The organism is Bdellovibrio sp. HCB209, assembly GCF_047306065.1.
Classification (GTDB): Bacteria; Bdellovibrionota; Bdellovibrionia; order Bdellovibrionales; family Bdellovibrionaceae; genus Bdellovibrio.
The window spans coordinates 1,104,199-1,125,980 of sequence record NZ_CP178618.1 but is presented as its reverse complement, the minus strand read 5'-3'; the positions used below and the strand labels follow the sequence as shown (position 1 = coordinate 1,125,980).

At 46.7% G+C, this 21,782-nt stretch carries 20 protein-coding genes; 10 read left to right on the top strand and 10 right to left on the bottom strand.

What is annotated here, in order from left to right:
- Positions 1-3: 3 nt before the first annotated feature.
- Complete coding sequence (locus ACLVWP_RS05505; protein ID WP_413560540.1) at positions 4-1,065, bottom strand: hypothetical protein; 1,062 nt, start codon at positions 1,063-1,065, stop codon at positions 4-6.
- An 89-nt stretch (positions 1,066-1,154) separates the two neighbouring features.
- Here ACLVWP_RS05505 and ACLVWP_RS05500 point away from each other — a divergent pair, with 89 nt between their 5' ends.
- Both ACLVWP_RS05500 and ACLVWP_RS05495 read left to right on the top strand, forming a co-directional pair.
- Complete coding sequence (locus ACLVWP_RS05500) at positions 1,155-2,495, top strand: dihydroorotase (protein ID WP_413560539.1); 1,341 nt, start codon at positions 1,155-1,157, stop codon at positions 2,493-2,495.
- Between the two features lie 31 nt (positions 2,496-2,526).
- On the top strand, positions 2,527-3,129 hold the full coding sequence (locus ACLVWP_RS05495; RefSeq protein WP_413560538.1) for an inner membrane-spanning protein YciB: 603 nt from the start codon (positions 2,527-2,529) through the stop codon (positions 3,127-3,129).
- Here ACLVWP_RS05495 and ACLVWP_RS05490 read toward each other — a convergent pair.
- The 5 genes from ACLVWP_RS05490 to ACLVWP_RS05470 all read right to left on the bottom strand — a co-directional run bounded on the left by ACLVWP_RS05490 (position 3,126) and on the right by ACLVWP_RS05470 (position 8,451).
- Positions 3,126-4,067, bottom strand: a complete 942-nt coding sequence (locus tag ACLVWP_RS05490; RefSeq protein WP_413560537.1) for a hypothetical protein — start codon at positions 4,065-4,067, stop codon at positions 3,126-3,128. The two genes, ACLVWP_RS05495 and ACLVWP_RS05490, sit on opposite strands and share 4 nt — an antisense overlap.
- A gap of 374 nt (positions 4,068-4,441) precedes the next feature.
- Positions 4,442-5,191, bottom strand: coding sequence for a tRNA-uridine aminocarboxypropyltransferase (locus ACLVWP_RS05485; protein WP_413560536.1), 750 nt, complete (start codon positions 5,189-5,191; stop codon positions 4,442-4,444).
- Positions 5,192-5,198: 7 nt separating this feature from the next.
- Positions 5,199-6,011: an enoyl-CoA hydratase-related protein gene (locus ACLVWP_RS05480; RefSeq protein WP_413560535.1), complete on the bottom strand. Its 813-nt coding sequence runs from the start codon at positions 6,009-6,011 to the stop codon at positions 5,199-5,201.
- Positions 6,012-6,023: 12 nt separating this feature from the next.
- Positions 6,024-6,809, bottom strand: coding sequence for a PilZ domain-containing protein (locus ACLVWP_RS05475; protein ID WP_413560534.1), 786 nt, complete (start codon positions 6,807-6,809; stop codon positions 6,024-6,026).
- 112 nt (positions 6,810-6,921) lie between these two features.
- Positions 6,922-8,451 (bottom strand): S8 family serine peptidase, encoded by a 1,530-nt coding sequence (locus ACLVWP_RS05470; RefSeq protein ID WP_413560533.1) that lies wholly within the window; start codon positions 8,449-8,451, stop codon positions 6,922-6,924.
- Between the two features lie 172 nt (positions 8,452-8,623).
- On the opposite strand from ACLVWP_RS05470, the gene ACLVWP_RS05465 reads away from it, so the two are divergent.
- The gene (locus ACLVWP_RS05465; RefSeq protein WP_413560532.1) at positions 8,624-9,415 is read left to right on the top strand and encodes an undecaprenyl-diphosphate phosphatase; all 792 of its coding nucleotides are present in this window, start codon (positions 8,624-8,626) and stop codon (positions 9,413-9,415) included.
- An 11-nt stretch (positions 9,416-9,426) separates the two neighbouring features.
- Positions 9,427-10,587, top strand: coding sequence for a mechanosensitive ion channel family protein (locus ACLVWP_RS05460; RefSeq protein ID WP_413560531.1), 1,161 nt, complete (start codon positions 9,427-9,429; stop codon positions 10,585-10,587).
- Between the two features lie 35 nt (positions 10,588-10,622).
- Here ACLVWP_RS05460 and ACLVWP_RS05455 read toward each other — a convergent pair whose 3' ends face one another.
- On the bottom strand, positions 10,623-11,297 hold the full coding sequence (locus tag ACLVWP_RS05455; protein ID WP_413561568.1) for an ATP-dependent Clp protease proteolytic subunit: 675 nt from the start codon (positions 11,295-11,297) through the stop codon (positions 10,623-10,625).
- A 229-nt stretch (positions 11,298-11,526) separates the two neighbouring features.
- On the opposite strand from ACLVWP_RS05455, the gene ACLVWP_RS05450 reads away from it, so the two are divergent.
- The gene (locus ACLVWP_RS05450; RefSeq protein ID WP_413560530.1) at positions 11,527-12,780 is read left to right on the top strand and encodes a trypsin-like serine peptidase; all 1,254 of its coding nucleotides are present in this window, start codon (positions 11,527-11,529) and stop codon (positions 12,778-12,780) included.
- A gap of 49 nt (positions 12,781-12,829) precedes the next feature.
- Here ACLVWP_RS05450 and ACLVWP_RS05445 read toward each other — a convergent pair whose 3' ends face one another.
- The gene (locus ACLVWP_RS05445; RefSeq protein WP_413560529.1) at positions 12,830-14,062 is read right to left on the bottom strand and encodes a hypothetical protein; all 1,233 of its coding nucleotides are present in this window, start codon (positions 14,060-14,062) and stop codon (positions 12,830-12,832) included.
- Positions 14,063-14,389: 327 nt separating this feature from the next.
- On the opposite strand from ACLVWP_RS05445, the gene ACLVWP_RS05440 reads away from it, so the two are divergent.
- The 4 genes from ACLVWP_RS05440 to ACLVWP_RS05425 are packed head-to-tail and all read left to right on the top strand — an operon-like array spanning position 14,390 to position 17,712.
- Positions 14,390-15,166, top strand: coding sequence for an N-acetylmuramoyl-L-alanine amidase family protein (locus ACLVWP_RS05440; RefSeq protein WP_413560528.1), 777 nt, complete (start codon positions 14,390-14,392; stop codon positions 15,164-15,166).
- Between the two features lie 34 nt (positions 15,167-15,200).
- On the top strand, positions 15,201-15,932 hold the full coding sequence (gene rph / locus ACLVWP_RS05435) for a ribonuclease PH (RefSeq protein ID WP_413560527.1): 732 nt from the start codon (positions 15,201-15,203) through the stop codon (positions 15,930-15,932).
- A 10-nt stretch (positions 15,933-15,942) separates the two neighbouring features.
- Positions 15,943-16,539: an RdgB/HAM1 family non-canonical purine NTP pyrophosphatase gene (rdgB, locus tag ACLVWP_RS05430; protein WP_413560526.1), complete on the top strand. Its 597-nt coding sequence runs from the start codon at positions 15,943-15,945 to the stop codon at positions 16,537-16,539.
- A gap of 12 nt (positions 16,540-16,551) precedes the next feature.
- Positions 16,552-17,712 carry a hypothetical protein gene (locus ACLVWP_RS05425; RefSeq protein WP_413560525.1) on the top strand — a complete coding sequence of 387 codons (1,161 nt, stop codon included), beginning with the start codon at positions 16,552-16,554 and terminating at the stop codon, positions 17,710-17,712.
- 5 nt (positions 17,713-17,717) lie between these two features.
- Here ACLVWP_RS05425 and ACLVWP_RS05420 read toward each other — a convergent pair whose 3' ends face one another.
- Positions 17,718-18,872 carry an SUMF1/EgtB/PvdO family nonheme iron enzyme gene (locus ACLVWP_RS05420; protein WP_413560524.1) on the bottom strand — a complete coding sequence of 385 codons (1,155 nt, stop codon included), beginning with the start codon at positions 18,870-18,872 and terminating at the stop codon, positions 17,718-17,720.
- A 291-nt stretch (positions 18,873-19,163) separates the two neighbouring features.
- Positions 19,164-20,528, bottom strand: a complete 1,365-nt coding sequence (locus tag ACLVWP_RS05415; protein WP_413560523.1) for an SUMF1/EgtB/PvdO family nonheme iron enzyme — start codon at positions 20,526-20,528, stop codon at positions 19,164-19,166.
- A gap of 294 nt (positions 20,529-20,822) precedes the next feature.
- Between ACLVWP_RS05415 and ACLVWP_RS05410 the strand changes: the two genes are divergently transcribed.
- A complete protein-coding gene (locus ACLVWP_RS05410; RefSeq protein ID WP_413560522.1) occupies positions 20,823-21,770 on the top strand; it encodes a ribose-phosphate diphosphokinase in 948 nt (315 codons plus the stop codon).
- Positions 21,771-21,782 lie beyond the last annotated feature (12 nt).

Sequence of the window (21,782 nt, the reverse complement as noted above, 5' to 3'; positions counted from 1 at the left end):
GACCTAACTTTTCTTGTTAACGAAGTTTTCGAATTCATCCATCAGCTGAGAGTCTTCAGCGGATTTACCTTCAGCAGCTTTGTCGCCTTTACCGGCTTTTTCTGCTACGGCATCAAGATCTTTGGTTTTATCTTTTTTCTGATTCTCAACCGCTGCCGCAAACTCTTTCATCAACTCATCATCGATGATTGAAGGATCTTCAGCTGGTGCACCCTCTGCTGGAGCTGCTTCAGCTGCCGGCTCTGCAGATTCTGCTGGAGGAGCTGCCGCTGCGATTTCTTTTTCTGCAGCTGCTAAGGCCGCGTCGATATCAGACTCAGTCAAACCGGTTTCGTTCACTTCAGGAGCAGGCTCAGCCGCTGGAGCTGCTGCCACTTCAGCAACCGGTTCTGGAGTTGGAGCCGGAGCTTCAGGTTCTGGCTCAGGTGTCGGAGCTGGCGCTGCCGGAGCCGCTGCTTGTGCAGGAGCTGCCGCCGCTGGTCCCGCCTCTTTCAAACCTGTGATCTCAGATTTAAGCTTTTCGTTCTCTTCTTTATAACGAGAAAGATCGGCGATATCTTCGCTGATGATTTCGTATTCAGACAAACGAGCTTCAAGATCTTTGATTTTGTTTTCAAATTCAGATGTGTCTACTGCCGGGGCCGCCGCTGCTGGAGCTGCTCCACCTTCAGAGGCTGTTGCCTGCAATTCAGCAACTTTCTTTTCCGCAATTTGTAGCTCGGCACGAACTACTTCCAGCTCTTTAATATTCTCAGTTAGTGATACTTTAAGCTGAGTGACTTCTTCTGGAGATTCTCCGTGAGCACTGCCCTCTTTAAACGCAGCGGCTAAAGCTTCATCACCGGTTTTTGCATGCGATGTGCCTTGGTTATCTAGGATCTTTTGTAAGGTTTTTTCGAGTTGAGCAGTGTCTAAACCGCCCCCCACGCTAGATTCGGCGTCTTTTTTACCGAAAAACCCACGATATCCCACGAAAAGACCCAGCAGAATAATAGCTGCTACCAAGCCTTCAATGATGGCTACATTGTATTTACTGAAAAATAGAAGAATTTGGTCGACTGTCACAATCCAAATTCTCGTCTATCAGCGAGTGGTCGTCAATGCTGGACCTTTAGACTAGTCTGGTGTTAGAGTGCCCTCATCGAGGTGACTGAATGTATGACATTATAATCCGAGGCGGAACTTGCTTATTACCCCACCCCTCAAACATCGGTTTGATTGAACAACAGGCCGACATCGGGATTAGCAATGGCCGCATCGTAAAAATCCGCGAAAAGATCTTCGACTCTGCTCCGCGCATGATCGATGCAACTGGACTTCATATCCTTCCGGGAGTGATCGACTCCCAAGTCCACTTCCGCGAACCAGGTCTTACTCACAAAGAAGACCTTGAAACCGGCACTAAAGCAGCCATTTTAGGTGGCGTAACGAGCATTTTTGAAATGCCGAACACAAATCCCCCAACCACGACGGTCGCCCACTTCCAAGATAAATTGGATATGGCTAAAAACCGTGCGCATGCGAACTATGCGTTCTTTGCGGGGGCCGCTCACGACAATGTGGGTATTTTGCAAAACCTTGAGATCCTGCCCCACTGTTCGGGCATCAAAATCTTTATGGGAAGTTCCACTGGCAGCTTGCTGGTTGAGGATGATGCGACTCTCGAAAATATTTTAAATCAGGGCCATCGTCGAGTCATCGTTCACTCCGAAGATGAAATGCGCTTGCGCGAACGCCGCCATATCGCAGTTGAAATGGCTGATGTTCACTACCACCCGGTTTGGCGTGACGTTGAAACGGCTGTGAACTCTACGAACCGTTTATTGAAACTAGCACGTAAAACAGGTCGCAAGATCCACGTTCTGCACGTTTCAACGGGCGAGGAAATGGATATTCTGCAAAATGCGAAAGACATCGCGACTGTCGAAGTGCTTCCGCAACATTTAACTTTGTATGCTCCAGATTGTTATGATCGCTTGGGTACGTATGCTCAACAAAATCCACCGATCCGTGAAAAACGTCATTTGGATCGTATCTGGAAAGCCTTGCAAGACGGAACTGTCGATGTGATCGGTTCGGATCATGCTCCTCACACTCGTGAAGAAAAAGATCGTCCTTATCCATCAAGCCCATCGGGTGTTCCTGGTGTGCAAACATTGGTTCCGATTATGTTAAACCACGTGCACGAAGGTCGCTTGTCTTTACAAAAATTTGTGGAGCTTGTGACTGAGAATCCTTGCCGCGTCTTTGGCGTTAAAAACAAAGGCCGTCTGCGCGAAGGTTACGATGCCGATGTGACGATCGTGGATTTGAAAAAGAAAATGACGATCGATAATTCCCAAATCGCTAGCCGCTGCGGATGGACTCCATTCCATGGCATGCAAGTGACTGGTTGGGCGACTCACACGATTGTTTCCGGTAAGCTTGCAATGGCTCACGGAGAAATCGTTGAGGCTCACTCTGGTACTCCGGTGAATTTCGAGGGCACGCTTTAGTATGCAGCCGACTTCAGCCAAATCAAAAGCCATGGCGGTTTTCTTCGCCGGGCTTTTACCCGTTATTGCCTTTACAGTTATCGAGGATCAATACGGAACTATCGCAGGCTTGATTGCCGGGATGGTATTTGGTGTCGGCGAAATCTGCTATGAACTCTACAAATACAAAAAAGTTCAAAAGATCACTTGGATCGGGAATGGTTTATTACTGGGCCTCGGTGGTATCTCTTTAATTTCTGACGAAGGCATTTGGTTCAAACTGCAACCAGCCATCATGGAGGGCATTTTTGCGATCGCCCTGTGGTTCTCAGTTGCGATTAAAAAACCATTAATCGTAGTTTTGGCTGAACAACAAGGTCAAAAACTTCCTGATTTCGTCAAAGCACGTATGAATGGAATGACATTCCGTATGGGTGTGTTCTTTGCGATTCATACGGGTCTTGCGATTTGGGCCGCTCTTTATTGGAGCACGAATGCTTGGGCTTTGCTTAAAGGTGTCGGCTTAACAGTTAGTTTGATCGTATATATGCTTTTAGAAGTTCTATTTATCCGCAAAGCTGCGATGAAGAGTCTCACTCAAGAACAACTAGCTGAACAAATCCGTCGCATGCAAGAGCAACAACGACCAAACTAATTTTTCAACAGTAAGTTAATCCTGTTAAAAAAATCGCCCACCGAACACCCTTTCTCCCTGAAAATATATGAATCTCGATATAGAGATGCGTCCTCATCTGTTACGGGCCTGCCATGAGAAATAAAATCCTTAAAAATCGACTCTCTTCCATCATACGAAAGAGCTGCAAAATGAATTAAATCTTGCAACCGTTCCAAAGAGTAACCAAACTCATCAAATGCCACTTTGGGCAGTTTTGAATTAAAAATCTCCAGAAACCAACCAAAGAGATCCACTTCCTCAATCTGACTCTCGCTCATTTCATCACCCAAATTACGAGCGCCTGGTCCATTTAGACTTATAACAACGACCTCACCTCTGATGTTCTTGACCGCTTCTTTGCCAAGAATCTCAACCGCATATGCCTTCATTCCCTGAGGGTTACAATGCACGATCGCATCACGAAAGTTAGAGAGTCGTAAAAGATTCAGATTTGCCTTGAGTTGGGGCGCACATTCTTTGTCTATCTTCTTTATAAGATCCGATAATTTTATATGCTGAATTGATCTTAATGCTCGATTTTTCTTCGACTTCTCTAGTATTGGAACGTTGGAACTGATACCCAGTTTGTATCCGAATATTCTCAATTCAAACTCCCATCTTGCCGCTAAGCCTGACAACTGAGAATGAAACCAATAAGCTTGGGAGAATGCCGCATTTCCCATAATTGCCCCCCTGTCTTCAACTGACCACGAGGAATGATTTAAGGTGCGGATTATTTCATCAGCGGTTGCTCGAAGAACATTTCTATTCTGTTCGTTTATAGAATTGAACCTTTTAAAAAGCACACTCTCAACCAACCCTCGAGCGCGAGCTTCTTTAGTGACGTCTACCAATACCGGTTCTTTTTTTGAAAACCAAACTACCAAGGTCTTCCTTAGTTTAGACTTAAAACTCATACGCGACCTCTCAGCACTTCAAACGATAATACCATATTGGCTTCTTTTGAAATTTCTCTTTACACTCCATATCATTAACCTAGAAAACATCACCAGTCAGCGGAAGTTTCTTTTAATGTCGCACGAGAAACAACAAGATAAACTTTTATATAATTATACCGACAAGAGAGATATGCAAATTGGTGATAAGATAATTTATTGCGGCGATGAATGGCGAGTTACTTCGATCTTTGATGAACTCAGTCTGGTCACCATTTATTGCCCCCCCGACAAATCCACCGCTATAAATACCGAACTGGCCATGAAAGGCCGACATGAGTACATAGCCAACAACAATGAAGACAAACTAAAAATAAGAATCAGTCTTTATAAATTTAAAAAACTTTTCCCGTAAGACCCAACTGCCTTTTTAAATCGCGACTGTATCTTAGATGGCGGGGTTTCGCCTCTCCGCTTTTAGCGCATTCGATTTGGCGTTCGACCATTTTGTCGAAGACGTAAAGCAAATCATCATGACGGCGCGAGTTTACGTCGAAACCCAAGGACTCCCCCACAAGTTCAATCGTTTGATGGATGGCTTCGATGGTGGAGTAACAAAAAGACTTTGGCTGCTTGCGCACGCGGAAGTTCGAGGGCTTATCAGGAGAAAAACACACTCTTGGGATATTTTGCAGATTCGTGCTTTGACGAATCGTTTTCACCGCTGTCGCCCAAGTGCCATCGATCACAAACAAAGTCAGACGCGTCCCCTTAGGAAAGATCTCGGACTTTTGTTCCAGATTCATTTCGCTTAAGTTTGCAGAGTTTTTTCCAGGATAAAGCATCACACAGTGGCGAGTGGGATCGTTCAAAAGCTCATTCACTTCAGGATCTTTGGAATAATCCTGACCGCGAATCAAAAAAGAGTTCTTTAAAACCAGATAAGACATGCGACCCGTGGCAATTCGGCGTTTCATCTCGATGGGATGAATTAAAACCACCACATCCATGCCGGGATCGAATTCTTTTACATGTTCGCAGTAACAACTGAAACTTGGTTGCACACAACGATCACACAAGTCCCGATACACGGGAGCTTGGGATTTTAATTGTTCTTTTTTAGCTAGGTAAGACTGAACATCCATCGCGGAACTATTGCCCCGTGAATTCAGGAGTTTTTTTATCTTTGATCGCTTGCAGGGCAATCATATGATCCGCAGTTCTTTGCGTGATCCCTTGATAAGCGGCTGCTTGATCTAAAACTGTGTTGGCGTCCTGTAGGTAAGCGGCCTTCATTAGTTTTTTAGTCATTTGCACCGCAATCGGAGCATTGGCTGAAATTTTCTCTGCGATCTTTTCAGTCTCTGCCGCCAGATCACCCGACACATAGTAATTTAATAAGCCCCATTTGAAGGCTTCCTCACCAGCAACCAAGTCGCCAGTTAAAGACATTTGCATCGCGCGGGAATAACCAATCACTCTTTGTAAAAAGAAACTGCCACCGTCACCTGGAACCAAACCAAGCTTTACGAACGTTTCGCCGAACTTGGATTTTTCAGTTCCCACTCGCAAATCACACATCATCGCCAGATCACAGCCTGCACCAATAGCGGCACCGTTCACCATTGCGATCAGTGGAGTAGAAAGTTCTTCGATGTATTTTGGAATTTGCTGAATACCGTGAATGTAGCGCATGCGAAGTTCATTCGACTCCCCTGCAAACATTCCGGTTTTGTTTTCCATGGCTTTAACGTCACCACCCGCACAAAAGTTCGCGCCCTCGCCCGTCAGGACAATCACTCGAACTTCTGTATCAAAATCAGCGTAGGTTAAAACTTCGGTTAAAGACTCGATCATCTGATATGTGATCGCGTTGCTTTGGTCGGCATTATCCAAAGTGACCCACAGTTGATGTTTCTTTAAAGAGACTTTCAAATGCGGGAAACTTTGAGAATAAAAAGACATGGAAATGGAATCCTATTTTTTAGGGATAAGGCCCTTGCGTTCTGTGATCAGTTTTTTCAACCAAACACCGAAGCTGTCTTCAGGTCCTGGCAAACGCTCAGGAACCATTTGGCCGCGTGAGTTCAGAGTCGAGCATAATCCACGAATCGCTGTTGGAGAATCCAATTCTTTGAATTGTACTCCGTAACCTTCGTTTGATGCTCTTTGACTTTTAAATACAACCTCACCCAAGCCCTTGTAAGTCGTACCTTCGAAATCGAATTCAAAACTCACCGTTTGATCTTCGAACAGATTCAAACTTGTGCGAACGAACATCCCACCTTTAGAGATATTGCTGATTTCGCCTTCTGCTCCATTGATACGAACTGGATTCGGGAATACAAAACGTGGAGCTGCTTCCCACCAACGAAGTCTTGGGTCGAAGTAAACCTGACGAACTGCGGGCACAACAAAGTACGCAACAGCCAAAAGGTCGACCAACAAAACTGCGATCAAATAGAAGAAGTTCAACCAACTCATGCTGGCAAAGAACGCCATCATGTTAGTTACAAAGATAATCAACAAGCATCCAAGGTAAGCCCAGTAAGACCAGCGCTTACACATATAGATAAAGATACCTGCTAGGATTGGAAGAGCGACATAGATGACCATGAACATGGGTGGCAGAACATGTGTCCAGAAATACCACTGACCTGAAAAGGTTCGACCGGAACGAATCGCATTAAAAATGAAGCTTCCGATAGGTGCAATGATGTGAAGAAGTGCCAGTACGATGATTGCCCAAGGTTTTCTTTTCATATGACATCAATCATCTAGGAAGATTTGATCCGACACAACAAAAAAGAAAAGGGCCCCTTAATGGAGCCCCTTCTTGAGATTCAAACTCTTATGTTCCAATGTTCCGCAAAAATTATTTTTGGCAGAACGGAAGGTCAGGTTTGATTTGGCAGATGATATCGCACATTGATTGGTCACCAATTGGACAAGAACCATCACCTGGGTTACCCGGATTGCCTGGGTTACCTGGATCTTGAGAAGCTTTTTTACCTACATTGAAATCCAATGAAGAAGCAGTTTTACCGTCAGCATCAGTTACAGTGATCGCTGTTGTTCCGTTAGCAACCGCTGTGATAACACCGGCGTCAGTAACAGATGCAACACCTGCGTTTGAGCTTGCGAATTTGAATGGTGCTTTACCATTCAATACCGACAAGTTCACTGTTTCATTGCTTGCCAAAGTTGCAGCAGCTGGAACCACTACCATTTTCTTAGCCAATACAGCGTCAACTGCGTTGAATGCATCAACACGGCAGTTACAAGCAGTTTGGATAGAAACTTTAGCACCAGTTGTTTGCAAGATCGCGCGGATCTGAGCGCCCGTCAAAGAAGGGTCCTGAGATTTCATAAGCGCTACGATACCAGAAACAAGTGGAGTCGCCATAGAAGTACCAGACAAGTTGCCGTATTTATTTTTCGGCAAAGTAGACATGATATCTTCACCTGGAGAAGCTACGTGAACAGTCGCTGTACCGTAGTTTGACCAAGATGGTTTCGCATCACTTGGACCAGAAGCCGCAACAGTGATTGAATTTGGGAAACCGTTGTTCGCTGGGTAAACTTCAGTGTTGTCGTTGTTTTTACCATCGTTCGCTGCAGCAGCTACGAAGATAACACCTTTATCGTCAGCACGTTTAACCGCTTCAACAAGTGGCATTGCTTGATTTCTTGGAATTGTAGCACCCCAAGAAGCAGAGATCACTTGAGCGCCTTTTTCAACAGCGTAGTCGATAGCTTTGATAGCATCGTTCAAGTCACCAGAACCATTTTCGCCCAAGAAGCGAAGTGGCATGATAGATACGTTTGGAGCGATACCAACGATACCACCATCAACCAAACCAGTCGCACCGATTACACCAGCACAGTGAGTACCGTGACCTGGGTTTTGGTAAGACGTTTTGTCCATTGGATCGTTGTTTTTGTCTTTAAAGTTGTAGCCTGGAACCATATTTGGTGACAAAGCTTCGTGAGTGTAATCAACACCTGTATCGATAACAGCAACGATGATGCCTTTGTTACCTTTGTTACCAGCACGTTGCCATGCTTTTTCAGCGTTAACTTTACCCATCGCCCATTGTTCACGCAAAGCTGCAGTGTCAACAGAGTGAGTGAATGCTTTCATACGAGCGTTCGGAACTACGTATTCAACACCTGGTTGAGACAACAAAGACGCTAGTACTTCAGCTTCTTGTTGTTTTTGGATGTCTACTTTTACCAAGCTAGCTGTTTGATTGTGATCCATCACGCTCAAAGCAGAAACTTTTACCATAGACATAGAATTCATAAGATCAAGAGCACTCGTGTTGTTGTACTTCACCAAGTATTCGCCAGCGAACGCTTGAGAACCCACCAACAACGCACCCATAAATAATGCACGTTTCATTTATCCCTCCGTGGTTACCGAAAATCATATTTCTATTTTGAATACGAAGGACAGACATTTTTTAAACTACAGCTTATTTTAATGACACATGTGATCGAAAGTTGCCCCTCACTCTGAAGCTTACAAGAATATTGCGGTCTTGATCGTCAACACTGAATTTTTCGAGGTCTTCATGGATTATATGCATTCAATTATCTTAGGTATTGTTGAGGGAATCACAGAGTTTCTTCCGATTTCATCAACAGGTCACATGATCATTGCAAGCTCCATGATGGGTATTCACGATGACTCTTTCACTAAAGCCTTCGAAGTCATCATTCAGTTCGGCGCGATTTTGTCGGTTTTGGTTTTGTACTGGAAAAGATTTCTTTCCAGCTGGAGTTTCTATAAGAAACTTTTTGTTGCCTTCTTGCCTACTGCCATCATCGGCTTTGCGATGAAGGATGTGGTTGAACACCTTTTGGGTAGCGTACAAGTTGTTGCATGGTCTCTGATCCTCGGCGGAATCATCCTCGTGTGGTCCGACAAGGTGTTTGCTCACCTGACTTCAGTGGGTCGTAAAACAGATGACCTGAGCTACAAAGACTCGGTGAAATTGGGTCTTTTTCAATCCATCGCGATGATCCCTGGTGTTTCCCGCTCGGGAGCAACGATCATGGGTGGTTTGACTTTGGGGATGAATAAAAAGGAAGCGGCAGAGTTTTCTTTCTTCTTGGCTGTTCCAACAATGGCAGCAGCGACTTTGTATAAGCTTTTGAAAATCTATAAAACAATCGAGCCTCAGCAGATCAATATCTTGCTAGTGGGTATGGTTGTTTCATTTATCGTTGCGATGATTGCCATCAAATTCTTTATCGGCATCGTAAGCCGTTACGGCTTCCGCGGTTTTGGTTACTACCGAATTGTTCTTGGCATAATCATTCTTGTTTTGATCTATTCAGGCCATGACCTGCAAATGAACTAAGGGGCATTGAGATGGAAAAATTCCTTTTTGAAGACACCATTTGGATTTCCGCCGAGTTTACGGCCATGCTTAAGCATACCTATTTGGTTATGCCGACTTGGAAGTGGATTATCTTAATTGGCGGCATCGTTGCCGGCTTTCTTGTACGCCCGATCGTTCAATGGGTTTTCAAACAACTTAAAATCCACAACCCGATCGCGAAAAGATATGCAAAAAGCTTTTCAGCTTACTTCTTTAGATTTGAAATCGAGCGTCCTTTAGCTTGGATCTTTATCATCATTTTGTGGTTCGCTATCGATGATGCAATCGAAGTGAGTGGTAAGTTTGAAACTTATTACGAGTACATCCTTAAAGGGATGCTGGGCTTCCATGTGATTCGCTTGGTTTACTACTCTGTGGATGCCTTGGGTTTTGTTTTCGCGGATGTTGCGGCAAAAACTGAAAGCAAAATGGATGACAACTTGGTTCCATTTGCCACGAAGTCTTTAAAAGCCTTGGTTGTGATCCTGGGTTTCTTGTTGATCCTGCAAAGCTTCGGACTGAACGTGATGTCTTTGATGGCGGGTCTTGGTCTTGGAGGTTTGGCGCTAGCTTTGGCAGCTCAAGATACCGCAGCCAACCTTTTCGGCTCTGTGACGATCCTGATCGACAATCCTTTCCAATTGGGTGACTGGGTCAAAGTAAAAGACATGGAAGGCACGGTTGAGGAGATCGGCTTCAGATCGACTCGTATCAGAACTTTCTATAACTCCGTGATCACGATCCCTAATGCGATGATGGCCAAAGAAACCATCGACAACATGGGAGTGCGCCCTTATCGCCGTGTTCGTCAGATTATTGGCATCGCCTACGAAACTCCGCCAGATAAAATCAAAGAATTCTGTGACCGCGTTCGCTACGCGATCAAACAAGATCACACGGTGAACCCTGAAACTGTGACAGTGAACTTTAACGGTTACGCGGATTCTCAATTGAACGTTTTGGTTCAATTCCATCTTCAAGTCTTTACCGGCCCTGAAGAAATGGAACGCCAACAAGCGATCTTCATCGAGATCCTAAAAATCGCGGCTGAACTAAAAGTCGACTTCGCCTACCCAACCCAAACGGTTTACTACCGAGGCAACGAAGGCCAAGAACCACAAAAGCTGCAACAACCAGCTCCACAATTCTAAAAACCAAGGGGACCACAAGGTCCCCTTTTTTATTTCTATCCGGCTGTTTTGAAGAGTTTCTTTTTTCTGGATTCGATCACGCCATCGATGAGGCCGAGGTCTTTGGCTTCGGCGGCGGTCATGTAATGATCGCGCTCCATCAGCTTCGTCAGATGTTTGGCGTTTTGACCTGTGTGTTCAGCGTACAGGTCGATCAATTTCTTTTTTGATTTTACTAGTTCACGGGCGTGGATTTCGATGTCACTGACTTGCCCGCCGATTCCGCCCTCACCCAAATGAGGCTGATGGATCAGGATTTTACTGTTCGGCATCGAGAATCGCTTACCAGCAGCGCCCGCAGTTAAAAGGAAAGATCCCATACTAGCAGCGACGCCAATACAATAAGTCGCAACATCGCACTTGATATAGTTCATTACATCGTAAATCGCGAGTCCCGCACTGACCGACCCGCCGGGTGAGTTAATATATAGATGGATGTCTTTATCAGGGGCATCGGATTCTAAAAATAGCATCTGCGCGATCAGGGCGTTTGCGACCTCGTCGGTCACGGCGGTGCCTAAGATCAGGATGCGGTCTTTGAGCAGGCGCGAATACACATCGTAAGAGCGCTCTCCGCCTGCGGTGCTTTCAATAACATAAGGGATTGGTGTGGCCATGGTTTCTCTCCTTTGAGTGGACGTGAGTAGGAAGACTTTGTTTGCCTGAAGGATTATGTTGCAATCGGCGTGCGCAAGTTTTCGAGTTCCGCGAGTGATTCAAGATGATTCACTTAATTTGTTAGAGCGAAATGACTTCAGTTAGAGCGCCCGGTGCAGTCAGGTAACGAAAACTCCCGGACACTATTTGCGGCACGAAGCTAACGACAATTGGCGCTTTTATCAGAGGAGAATTCCCGCGAAGTAACTTTCGTAAGAGGGCGTTTGAGCCGATAAATTAAGAGTGAAAGCGCTCGTGATTTTTTCCATTCTCATTTTGATACAAGGTGTGGCGGAGGCTAAATCCGTTTACAAAGTCACGTGTGAAAGCCTTGAGAATTGCCCTGAGCCCGTAGTCGGTATCAACACCGATGGCAAATCTGTTTGTACGGGAGTTCTGGTCAGCGACGATATCGTTGCCACGAACCTCCACTGCATCCCTGAAGACATTAGACAAAATGAAGCTTCTTGTGACGGTCGATTGACTGTCACCTTCCCCGCTTCGCGCAATCGCGAAGAAGCCTATGGGGATTGCGAACGCATCAAAGCGGTGTCGCCGCCTTTGAAAGACACTCCGCTGACGCCGGATTGGGCTTTCTTTAAATTGAAATCTCGCGCGCCTCGCATGCATGCTCCGATTAGCACCGAAGGCTTTTCTGATAGCGAAATGATTACGATCTATAAAATCGATCCGACAGAGCAAGGAACTGGGATTTTAAAAAAGATCTCATGCCCAGCAATTCAAAACTCCCTGGCCAATCCATTTTTCACGGGAGTCAAAAGCCCCGTGGTAAGTTTAGTTCCTTGCGCCTCTATAAAAGGCAACTCAGGATCACCACTCATGAACTCGAACCTTGAAGTAAAAGGTGTTCTGAATTCCTCGGGAACCGCCACGGATGTGAATCTTAAAAGAGCTCCCTTTAGTCATGTGAGCTTTGGTTCTAACTTTGCGTGTTTAAATATTCCGGGCCTGGCGGTCGCAAGCTCTCCAAGTCCAGAGTGCGGTAAGGCTGTGGATGCTGCGAGCATTCGTACTGCCTCCGCAAACTTAATCAGTCGCTTTACCGATCCCTTGATGAAATCATTTAATGCCGACGTGAATAAAGAGATGGATAAAATCCACGCACAAAGCAAGTTCGTGGTTTTGTGGGATGTGGATCAAAAGAATCGCGCCTTCGACGGTGTGCAAACCAAAGTCAGTGAAGTGACCTATAAACCCTCTTGCATCAACTTTAAAAAAGGACCGATGCGTACGAAGCAAGGCAAGCTACAAACCGGAACTGTGACTTATAACTTAGATTACCTAGAATGGGGCCTTGAGATCCATTTAGACAACAGCGGCAGACCCCGCGCAGAACTAGTTCCAAAGAAAACTCAGTCAACGCTCCAGTTCAGCCCCGCTCACCTCACCCAAGGGCAGCCCGTAGCCTTTAAACACGCTGGCCAGTCTTACACCCTGCCCTTCTGCGAAGACATCAAACAAGTCACCGCAAAATAAAAAACCCCGGTTCATCACCGGGTTTTTCGTTTTTAAGTTTAAGACTTAATTACTTTTTCTTTTTCTTAGAATCTTTTTTAACTGATGGAGCTGCGTTCAAATCAACACCAGCGCTGCCGGCTCTGATTTTTGCTGCTTCCAACTGAGCGTCAGCTGCCTCCGCTTCTGCTTTTGCAGTTTCAGCGCGGATTTTAGCGTCTTCAGCTTTGTTTTTGTGGTCTTCAACCAACACGTTTACTTTTTCTAGCTCTGCTTTTGCTTTTTCAGCGTCCGCTTTGAATTTTGCTAGATCAGCATTTGCTTTTTCAGTTGCTGCTTCGTTGTCAGCTACAGATTTTCTTGCGCGAGCAAGTTCTGTGGAAGCTTTCGCTTCTTCTTGACGGAACTTCATGCGGTTCTCTTCAAGCTCTTGTTTTGCTTTCGCTGCAACTTGCTTAACTTTTTCTTCTTGTTTGTTGATCTCAGAAAGCTTTTTGCGCTCGTCTTCCATTTGAGACTTCATTTGTTTTGAAGACTCATTGGCTGCTTTCAACTCAGCTTCAGTTTTTTCAACCATTGCTTTGGATTGTTCTTCTTGAGCTTTCAAGCGAACGATCTCTGCTTCTGCTTTTGCTTTTTCAGCTTCAGCACGAGCAATGTCTTGTTTTGCTTTTGCATCGCGAGCTTTTGACTCAGCAACTGCTTTTTCAACCATCAATTTAGTTTTTGATAGGTTTTGACCAGCTTTTGCAGCTTCAAGTTTTGCAGCGTCAGCTTCACGAGTCGCTTTGTTGCCAGCTTCAGTAGCTGCTGCGGCTTCTTTTTCCAAATTTTTAGATTGGTCAGCTAGCTCAGCTGCTTTTTTCTCTTCAGCTTTTTTGCGCTCAACTGCTTCGTCGCGGGCTTTTTTAGCTTTTTCTGTTTTTTCTTGAGCAGCTTTAGAGCGAGCTTGGTATTCAGCTTGTTCTTTTTCAGCTTTCTTTTGATCGCGATCTAGGCCCGCAGTTTCTGCTTTCAATTGAGCGGCATCGCGCTCAGCAGTTGCTTGGTCTTTTTTCGCTGTAGCTTCAGCAGCGCGAGCAGTCGCGATTGCTTTTTGTGCTTCAGCGCGTGCTTTATCACGGGATTTACGGTCTTCTTCCGCACGGCGTTTTGCTTCAGCTGCTTCAGCCTTAGCTCCTTCAGAATCAGCAATAGCCTCTTCTGCTTCGATTTGTTTACTGTCGGCTTGTGCCATGGCTCTTGTCGCTGTTGATGTCATCAATGCTGCAACAAGAAGAATACCCAGTGATTTAGAATGCATGTATGTCTCCTTAAGCTGTTTTCTAACAAACAGGCATCAGGATATATGCATTTTAGGGAAAAAAAAAGCGACCAGGATGGGGGGGGAGGGTCCTGGCCGCAAGGGGGGGTTGCTTTAGTACTAAAGCAATCGAAGTGCCAGACACACATTATGTTCAGATCAAATTAAACAGCCCTCGGTTCATGACTTGTGTCGAGGTTTTATACAGAAAGCGCCAATTGGCGGCCCCACTCCTAGCCTTCTCTCTGGATCAAAAAAATCTCGCGCCTCCTGGACTCGACGGATCTGGCGGAAGCGTTTTTACTATTATTAATGATCTCTCTCAGATTGAAACAGTCTATTACCGCCCTGATGCTCAGTGCGTGGGCATCCCCTGCTCTTGCGGCTTTCCATATTGTGCTTGATCCCGGCCACGGTGGTAACGACAAGGGCGCTGTTTACAATTCTATTCGTGAAGCAGATTTAGTTCTGACCGTCGCACAAAAACTGCAAACACTGTTAGGTAAAGACAATGAGTTCGTCGTGACGATGACTCGCGAAAAAGATCGCAGCATCTCACTCCCCGAACGAGTTAAAATGGCTGAAGAAGCCAACGCCGATTTGTACGTGAGCCTTCACGCCAACGCGGCTTTGGATCAAAGAGCGAAGGGTGTTGAGTTTTTCTTTCAAAACAATATGCCTGCGGACGAAGATGCGCTTTACCTAGCAAATCAAGAAAACCAAGCGGTGCAAAATGCCCGCGACATCCATGCGATCTCGGGTGGCGATGAGCTTTCTAAAAAAGGTGATATTGCTGCCATCGTTGAGGACCTAAAACGCCAAAACCGCATGTTCAGCAGTCTTCGTCTAACCAAAGCCCTTACTACGATCTGGGGCAACGATGAAAACGCCATGCAAGCGACGATCAAGCAAGCCCCGTTTTACGTGATCTCTAAGACCTCCATGCCAGCAGTCTTAATTGAGATTGGCTTTATTTCTAATCCTCGCGAGGCCAAACGCCTGCAGCAGAAGGACTATCAAAAAGATCTGGCTCAAAAAATCTATAACGCTCTCGTCTCATACAAAGAAAAGATGGACAATTCCTCTGCCAAGAACTTAAATTAGGGGCTCTTTCATCCCCCAAATTTTAGGAGTTACCATGCGCAGCGACGGCCGCTTATTTGATCAGCTTAGAAATGTTAAAATCACACCAAACGTGGCTGAATACGCTGAGGGCTCTGCATTGGTTGAATTCGGTAAAACGAAAGTTCTTTGCACGGCTTCTTACGAATCAAAAGCTCCACAATGGTTGGCTGGAACAGGTGCTGGCTGGGTAACGGCTGAGTACGGCATGCTTCCGCGCTCTACTCACACTCGCATGAAACGCGACAAGGCTGCAAACAGCGGTCGCACACAAGAGATCTCTCGCTTGATCGGTCGTTCTTTGCGTGCAGCAGTTGATTTGAAACAACTGGGCGAAAAGCAAATCGTGATCGACTGTGACGTTTTGAATGCTGACGGCGGCACTCGCACAGCTTCTGTGACTGGTGGTTACGTGGCTTTGGCGTTGGCTCTTAAAAAATTGGCAGCGGTGAGCGAAATCAAATCTATGCCTTTGATCAATTGCGTTTCTGCGATCAGCGTGGGTCTTCATAACGACAACATCCTTTTGGATTTGAACTATGACGAAGACAGCGCCATCGGCACTGACATGAACTTTGTTATGACTGACAAAGGTACTTTTATTGAAGTTCAAGGCACGGCAGAGCACATGCCATTCAACCGTCAGCAATTAAACAAGATGATGGACGTCGCTGAAAAAGGTTGCCGCGAACTATTCATTCACCAAGCAGCGATCGTAGGCGAAGCTTACCGCTTGGCTGGCGTATAGGAGTTTGCGAATGGAACTTTGGATCGCAACCGGAAATAAAGGCAAACTTTCTGAGTACAGAATCCTTTTGAATGAAGTGGCAGAGCTGACTTTGCACCATCAAGGTGAAATCGCATCCTTCACTCCCCGCCCAGAAGACGGCAAAACGTTTTTGGACAACGCTCGCATCAAAGCTAAAACTTTGCGCGCCGTTAAAAACAACGTTTGGGTTTTAGGCGAGGACGCAGGTCTTGAAGTTGAAGGTCTTAATAATCTTCCAGGTATCCACTCCGCTCGCTATGCGGGACCGAAAGCTTCAGACAGCGAAAACGTAGCTAAGCTTTTGAAAATGATCACACTAAAACCTATGGCGAATAAGAACGCCAAGTTCGTTTGTACAACGGTGGTTTTCACTCCGACAGGCGAAGAATGGGTTTTCACAGGAGAAATGAAGGGCACGATTGCCAGCAAACCTGCAGGTCTGCATGGCTTTGGCTATGACCCTGTGTTCATCCCTGAAGGCCAAACGCAAACTTTGGCGGAACTGGGTAACGGATTTAAAACTCAACACTCGCACCGTTCAATGGCAACTCGCCAGTTCCTTGAGCGCTACAAAGCGACACTTTAGGAAAGGGCTCACATGCGCTTACAGATCATCTGCCTTGCAGTTTTATCTTTCAGCGCCGTCGTGAGCCACGCGCAAAGCATGCCGGGCCTTATCGGCTTCGGCGCAGGCTTTCAGATTCAAAAAGACACCGTCACAGTTGTTGAAAACATGCCGCCCGTTCTGACTCAAGATAGCTTGGGTCTGTGCTACTCCTATGCGGCAACCACGGTTATGCAAGCTGCTAACTGTCGCGTTCAAAAACAAGACTGCAAAAAACTAACTGAACAAGAAATGTTTTCTCCGTTAGATGTCGCTCGCTTTGGACAGAAAGAGGATGGGGAAAAGGATTACGAATCCAGCTATCGCGGAATTGCTGAAGGCGGCCCCGGCGGATACACGCTCGAAAGAGCTTCCGTGTTCGTGGGTTCTGCTGCTTCGGAAGCCTGCATGTCTTTGGATAAAATTTTATCCAAGCTAGACGGAGCACAAGCTTACGCCACCGATGCCCAATTAGCAGCGTTCAATCGTCTGCGCAAACTTTATGAAAAATCCAAAGGCATTGATAAGAACTGCCCAAGCTGTCTAGCGGATTTTTATGCCACTGCAAAAACAGAAATCGACAAAGATTTTACAACCAACAAAGACCAAGCGGCTGTACTAAAAGCATTTTCAGAGGAAACTTACGACAAGTTTTTCGATCGTCTGATAACTCCGAAAGAATGTGCTCGCGCTAAAAATCGCGTTTATTACGAAGGCAAAGACAGTACTGAAATCGCCATCTTTCCGAAAGAAAAGAAAGACCTCAGTCAAAAAGCTGTGATGAATAAACTTAAAAGTTTATTCAAGCAGCAGACTCCCGCCCTTCTTGAGGGCATCTGCCTTGATGCTAAAATGCCTAAGTCGATAAAGAACTGCGATGCGAGCCACGCCTTGGCTCTAACAGGATATGCGCGCCTATGTGATTCTGGAGGCAATTGCTATGATGCCCTCAAGGTTCAAAGCAGCTGGGGTAAGTCGTGGCAAAAAGCGATCAGCAAAGATATCAGCGAAGGCATTCGCAAAACCATGGGCAAAAATGATGATGACGATATCGGTGATGGCTGGATTGCAGCCGACGATCTGTTCAAACATACAGTCATGCAAAAAGGCATGCTGACTTGGTTACAAGATAAACCCGCCAAGCCAGCAAAGTAATAAAACTACGGAGTTTTCACACAGCGGAAGCCCACGTTATCATAGCCCACCGACCATGAAGACGGCGCACGCAACTGATTCGCAGTTATATCCCCGATATTCGCAGTGAAAATACCCACAACTCCGGCGTTGTTCATTTCAACTGAACCACCGCGAATCACTAAACCACTGCTACCACCAAAGAAATTCCCCAAGCGATAATCAACAGAAGTTGGCACTGTCAACATCCCCGTGAACGTCTGCATCTGTACAGAGTTTTGCGGGAACTGATAAGAGTCGTACCAGTACTTAAACGGACCCGTTGATGAAAGATCTGGAGAGAAAGAGTTTCCGTAGATGGAATCACTCACCCACTCCCAGGCATTGCCCCCGAAGTCCCAGATCACAGCACCACTTGCGAGAGTGAAGGTGCGACGTTCAGAACCTGAAGTCTGACCAGTTCCCGAATAAGGATTGGCTGTATCAGCAACTTGAATTGGAGCCGACCACGGTGAAAATAATCCCGTAACCAATGTGCCAGAAAGTTTTGCTCCGCCCGTCCAATTTGAATCTACACTATAGATTTCAAGAGCCGCTGCATTCCATTCAGCATTTGTTGGCAGGCGATAGTTTGAACCTAACGCAGAACAAGCGCTCGTTGCAGAGGCTTTGTTTGCAAGCCAGGGAGCACCACTTGCTTGTGATGTTGCGACGGAGCTGACGTCTTTCATTTCATATTTTGCGATACAGAAATCACTTGTTCCTAAAGATGAATTTGCACTTACCAACTCATAATCCGTTGGACATCCCGCCACCGGAGATGGCGAAGGAGATGGGCTTGGTGATGGCGATGGCGACGGCGATGGGCTCGGCGACGGTGAAGGACTCGCTGTCGGAGAGGGGCTCACCGTGGGAGAAGGAGATACTGTTGGTGAGGGAGACACCGTAGGAGAAGGACTGACCGTTGGTGACGGACTTGCCGATGGCGTAGATCCAGAGGAGCCACCACTAGAGCCGGATCCGCTGGATCCTGATCCACCGGAAGAACCGCTCGATCCACCTGTTGAAGGATTTGAAACTACAGGCGTGTCTGTCGAGGGAGAATCATCTCCGCCGCCTCCCGAACACCCAGCCAATACTAGCGCCGCGAAAATTCCCAGATACGTGCAAGTGACTTTCATAAAACGCGCTCCTCAAGAAATTTTGAAAACTATTACGAAGTCCATCGGGGTGTTTTAACAGGTCCTTGATAGCTCAAAACCGAAAGCGACGCGGATTCAGCATTTAGCGGACACAAAAGGAGACCTTCTCATAACTCAGTCAAATTTCAGAGGAGGATTTCAACCCAGTCGTAAGGTGGACGAAATAAAAAAAGCCGATCGATGATCGGCTTTCAAAAACGTGCTGTAATTTTTCGATACGTACAAGCGGAAACGAGCTGGTGCTAAAAACGCGCTTTAAAAAATCTAATTCTAATAGTTGCCCGGAGTCGCAACACAACGGAAACCAACGTTGCTGATACTGCCACCCCAAGATGCTGGAGCTCGCAACTCATTCGCCGTGATATCACCGATATTCGCAGTGAAAATTCCCACTGCTGTTGGATTGGTGATGCAACTTGCTCCACCACGAATCACTTTACCAGAGCTTCCACCGAACAAGTTTCCTAGGTAAACATCATTCGCCGGCACACTCGTCATACCTGTGAAATCCACCATCGCTGGCGATCCTGGTTTCACATCCCAAGTATTGCTGTGATAGTTACGACCATAAGGACCTGATAAATCTGGCGAGTAAGAGCTTCCGTAAATAGTATCGCTCACCCACTCCCAAACATTTCCTGCGAAGTCCCAAATCACGTGACCGCTAGCGAGAACGAACGTGCGACGTTGCTCGCCCGAAGTTTGCCCGGTTCCATCGTATGAGTTTGCCGTGTTGTTGATCGCAAGAGGCTCACCCCAAGAATAGAAACCTGTATAAAGTTTGCCGGAAAGTTTTGCTCCACCCGACCAGTTTTCACCGCGGTTGTAAATTTCTAAAGCAGTCGCATTCCACTCGGCATTTGTTGGCAGACGATAAGTAATACCAAGAGCTGCACACGCCGCTGCTGCGTTTGCTTTTGTCGAGACCCAAGGTTTGCCTGAAGCGATCGATGCGGCAGCTCCACCGCTTTCTTTCATTTCGAATTTCGCGATACAGAATGCAGATGTTCCAAGCGAAGCGTTCGCTGCCACCAATTCATAATTCGTCGGGCAACCAACCACTGGAGTTGGTGTTGGTGATGGCGACGGTGAAGGAACCGGCGATGGCGATGGACTTGGCGATGGCGACGGGCTCGGTGACGGAGACGGCTCTGGAGAAGGCGTCACTGTCGGTGATGGAGTTACCGTTGGCTCCGGCGATGGTTCAGGGGAAGGTTCCGGTGTAACTGTTGGAGACGGAGTTACAGTCGGAGCAGGAGAAGGTTCCGGTGACGGCGACGGTTCCGGAGAAGGCGTCACTGTCGGCGACGGTGTTACCGTTGGTTCCGGAGAAGGAACCACAGTAGGAGCCGGCGATGGTGACGGAGTCACCGTTGGTGCTGGCGACGGAACGGGAGAAGGCTCTGCCGTCGGTGCCGCTGTTGGAGCAGGAGACGGAGAAGGTACAACTGTTGGAGCTGGCTCCGGCGAAACTGTCGGAGATGGAGTCACCGTCGGAGAAGGCGATGGTTGCGGTGCTTGCGTCGAATCTTCGGGCTGTGTACTGACGGAGTCACTGCCGTCACTTCCTGAAGAGCACGAGACGAGAAAGCTCGTCATCGATACGCAGATAAAACCTGTGATCAAACTCTTCATTTCAAGTTTCCTTTACACCACTCAAGAAATCTTATGTTCTCTACTGCTTATTTTTACCGCTCTTTGACAAAATTCAGAGAAAGTTTTGCGTTCCGCCATGAAATGTAGACCAAAGACTTTGGTGAAAAGGCTAGTCGGGCCCCCACCCAATTCCCTTGCCCAGTGCGGCCAAAAGGGGTCTAAAACTGCTTATTTCTTGCGCTTTTTTGAATAAAAAACGTTCACAACTTTACTCTTCATTTTCGGTTTGCTAGTGTCCTGCAAACGCACTTACGAGACTCTGGAGACTTGAGTATGATGAAGGGCCTAAAAGTATTTACCGCTAATTCCAATCCTGAGCTGGCGAAGAAGGTGGCTGCGGCCGCTGGAATCGAACTTGGTTTTTCCGAGGTCAGCACATTCGCCGATGGCGAAATCCAAGTAGAAATTCATGAAAGTGTTCGTGGTCAGAATGTCTTTGTTATCCAAAGCACATGCCCGCCTGTGAACCAAAGCTATATGGAGCTTTTCGTGATGCTAGATGCTCTTCGCAGAGCCTCGGCAGCTTCCATCACGGCAGTGATCCCGTATTTCGGGTATGCCCGCCAAGATAGAAAGGTTGCCCCGCGCGCCCCTATCTCTGCGAAACTGATGGCTGACTTGATCGTTTCTGCCGGAGCAACCCGCGTAGTTTGCGTGGACTTGCATGCGGCCCAAATCCAAGGTTTCTTCAATATCCCAGTGGATCACTTGTTTGCGATCCCTACCCTGGCTCGTGCTTGGCGCGAAGCCCACGGTATTGGCCCTGACTTTGTTGCAGTGAGTCCCGATGCCGGAGGGGTGGAAAGAACCCGCGCCTTCGCTAAACGCATTGAATCCTCTATGGCCATCATCGATAAACGCCGTTCTGGCCCAAATGAGGCAAAAGCCCTTCATTTGATCGGGGATGTGACTGGAAAAACTGCAGTGATCGTGGACGATATGATCGATACGGCTGGAACCCTTACACAAGCTGTTGACAGTCTCTACAAGAATGGGGCAAAACGTGTGTTCGCTGTTGCAACGCACCCTGTTTTATCAGGCCCTGCCATCGCCCGCTTGAAGGAAAGCCAAATCGAAAAGGTTTGGGTAACCGACACAATTCCATTGTCTGAAGCGGCGAAAAATTGCGGAAAAATCGAAGTGGTATCCGTAGCTCCAGTTTTGGCTGAAGCGATCAAACGTATCCACGGAAACGATTCCGTCAGCAGCCTTTTTGATTAATTTATGAACGCC